Here is a 3,195-nt window from a genome sequence, read left to right on the forward strand (position 1 = left end):
TCTCTGATGTGATCTGGTGTTGTACCGCAGCATCCACCCAAAATGTTTACATATCCTTCTTCTAAGAATTCGCGAACTTGCTCGGCCATATAAGCCGGTGATTCGTCGTATTGGCCCATTTCGTTGGGCAACCCAGCATTTGGATAAACACTCACCATACAATCGGCTACTCGTGATAGTTCCGCCAAATAGGGTTTCATGGCCCTTGCACCCAAGGCACAGTTTAGACCGATAGACATGAGGTTTCCATGCGATACCGAATTGTAAAAAGCTTCGGAGGTTTGTCCTGTAAGTGTGCGTCCAGATTGATCGGTGATGGTTCCTGATACCATTATAGGCATTTCGAAACTCGGATCGATGAGTTTTCGCTCATCAATTACCTCTGTGGCAGCATAAATGGCTGCCTTGCAGTTTAATGTATCTGTTACGGTTTCTATCAATAACAAATCCACTCCACCGTCAATGAGGGCATTTACTTGCTCCTTGAATGCTATCAACAGTTCATCAAAAGTGATAGCTCTAAAGCCTGGGTTGTTCACATCTGGAGAAAGAGAAGCCATTTTCGTAGTTGGACCCATGGAACCAGCAACAAATCTTGGTTTGGCCGGATTGACTTTTGTGTACTCGTCAGCGGCTTGTCGTGCCACTTTTGCACCTTCAAAGTTGATTTCATATACCAAATCCTCCATGTGGTAGTCGGCCATGGCCACTGTAGTTCCGCTGAAAGTATTGGTTTCGATGATATCTGCCCCAGCATCTAAATATTCTTTGTGTATGGCCAAGATTACGTCTGGACGAGTAATCGAAAGCAAATCATTGTTGCCTTTTATATCGTGTGGAAAGTCCTTGAATCTTTCTCCTCTGTAATCTTCATCTGTAAGTTTATATCGTTGAATCATGGTACCCATGGCACCATCTAAAACTAAAATTCTTTCTTTTAAAACGTCTGTAATTTTGCTCATTTAGCCTTTCTCTGAATTTTTGTTCAAAATTAATAAATAAAAGATAAAAAAATAAGTGATATTCTATAAATATAGATAAATTATCTATAAATGTTATTTTTTTTGAATACTTTATCTAAATTTGTGTTTCAAATCTATCATTATGATAAAATTAGACGAAACTGACAAAGACATTTTGAGGTATTTGCAACAAGATGCGAAGCTCACCACCAAGGAATTGGCCAGTAGACTTAATCTTTCGCCAACTCCTGTATATGAAAGAGTTAGGAGGCTTGAAGATCAAGGAGTTATAAAGAAATATGTGGCTTTGGTGGATCGAGAGAAAGTCGGTCGAGATTTGATGGTTTTGTGTAATATTCGATTAAAAGAACACGCTCAAGAGGCTGGGGCTAAGTTTGTGAAAGCCATTGTAGAAATGTCAGAGGTAGTTGAATGTTTGAATATTTCGGGAGATTATGATTTCTTGATAAAAGTAGTGGTGAGTGATATGCGTGAATATCAGTCATTTATAATGAATAAATTGGCTTCCTTAGAAAATATCGGCTCTACCCAGAGTATCTTCGTGATGGGCGAAATTAAGAACGAGACGGCATTTGAGCCTGAGTGAGTATTTAATTCTTGAATGTTAGAATGTTGTAATGCTAGATGTTTTATTGCCACGAATTAACGAATTAGTAACGGATTCAAGTAATTCTTAAGTGTATGAATTTTTGAATGCTGGAATGTTTTATTGCCACGAATTCACGAATTAGTAACGGATTCAAATAATGCTTAAATGGATGAATTTTTGAATGCTGAAGTGTTTTATTGCCACGAATTCGCGAATTAGTAACGGAAACTAATAATGCTTGAATGAATGAATTTTTGAATATTGGACTGTTTTTTTACCACGAATTCACGATTTAGTAACGGAATCTAATAATGCTTGAATGAAGGAATTTTTGAATATTGGAATGTTTTTTTGCCAAAAATTAGTAACGGTTTTTTTTGAGGCTTGAATGCACTAAGGATTTTATGTCTTAATCTTTTATTGATTCAATCTTTAGTTTCTAAAATAATAAATTCAAACTCCAAATCAGGTTAATCACATCAGCGATATTTTAAAATCAGGGTCTTCTGTGTTCGATTTCATGGTAAAAATTTATTATTATTGCTTCAGTATTTAATCTCTGAACCATGAAATTCAACCTTATCTTGATTTCATCGCTATTAATATTGGCGTTGATCATTGTACCTGTTTTTACTTTTTATTTTGATACCAATCATCCTCTTTCTGATTTTCAAACCAGCACGCTCTATTTTTTGGTAAAATTGATGTTAGGATTGTCAGGTTTTGTTTTCATTATCGGAGAAATCACCAAAAACAACAGTCAGGTTGATAAACTTTGGAGCATATTGCCAGCAATCTATGTTTGGATTGTAGCTTTTGCCTCTGATTTCAATACAAGAGTAGTATTAATGGCTTTTTTGGTGACAATTTGGGCAGTTAGACTTACTTACAATTTCAATAGGCGAGGAGGATATTCATGGAAGTTTTGGCAAGGTGAAGAAGATTACCGTTGGGAGGTCTTGAGGCAAAATCCTGCCTTTAAAAGTAAAATTGCATGGAAATTATTCCATCTCCTCTTTATTTGTGTCTATCAAATGAGTTTGATTTTGCTTTTTACAATGCCGAGTATAGTGGCTTGGCAAGGCGAAAACCCTCTTGGACTTTTTGATTTAATTTTAACTGGATTGTTCCTATTTTTTCTGATTTTTGAAACCGTCGCAGACCAACAACAATGGAATTACCAAACTGTAAAATATGCCAAAAAAGCTCCAAAAGAACCGCTCGAAGGTGATTATGCAAAAGGATTCGTTGATACAGGACTATGGAGTAAAATGCGACACCCAAATTATTTTGCTGAGCAATCTATCTGGCTAGTTTTCTATTTGTTTAGCGTGTCCGCTAGTGGTCGTTGGCTCAACTGGTCAGTGATGGGTATCATACTTTTACTTTTGCTTTTCCAGGGAAGTGCAGATTTTAGCGAGAAAATTTCTGCAGAAAAATATCCCGCTTACAAGGATTACTTAAAAAGAGTTCCAAGGTTTTTGCCGAAATTATGGTGATAAAATCTTATTTGAAGAGATATTTCCCATCTTTATTGATTATAACTTTTGGCAATATCTTATTTTGTTCAAAATATAGATATCCAGGTTGAATACTTTTCCAAAATTTATAGTTATCGTTAAG

3 protein-coding genes are annotated in these 3,195 nt (G+C 36.0%); 2 read left to right on the top strand and 1 reads right to left on the bottom strand.

Features of this window, described 5'->3' with window-relative positions; genetic code table 11:
• A partial coding sequence (locus tag EGI31_RS14235; RefSeq protein ID WP_255037891.1) for a homocysteine S-methyltransferase family protein occupies window positions 1-962 on the bottom strand: 962 nt, incomplete at its 3' end.
• 142 nt (window positions 963-1,104) lie between these two features.
• On the opposite strand from EGI31_RS14235, the gene EGI31_RS14240 reads away from it, so the two are divergent.
• On the top strand, window positions 1,105-1,569 hold the full coding sequence (locus tag EGI31_RS14240; protein WP_255037892.1) for an Lrp/AsnC family transcriptional regulator: 465 nt from the start codon (window positions 1,105-1,107) through the stop codon (window positions 1,567-1,569).
• 569 nt (window positions 1,570-2,138) lie between these two features.
• Window positions 2,139-3,071, top strand: coding sequence for a DUF1295 domain-containing protein (locus tag EGI31_RS14245; protein WP_255037893.1), 933 nt, complete (start codon window positions 2,139-2,141; stop codon window positions 3,069-3,071).
• Window positions 3,072-3,195: the final 124 nt, after the last annotated feature.

The organism is Lacihabitans soyangensis, assembly GCF_024343775.1.
Lineage (GTDB): Bacteria > Bacteroidota > Bacteroidia > Cytophagales > Spirosomataceae > Leadbetterella > Leadbetterella soyangensis.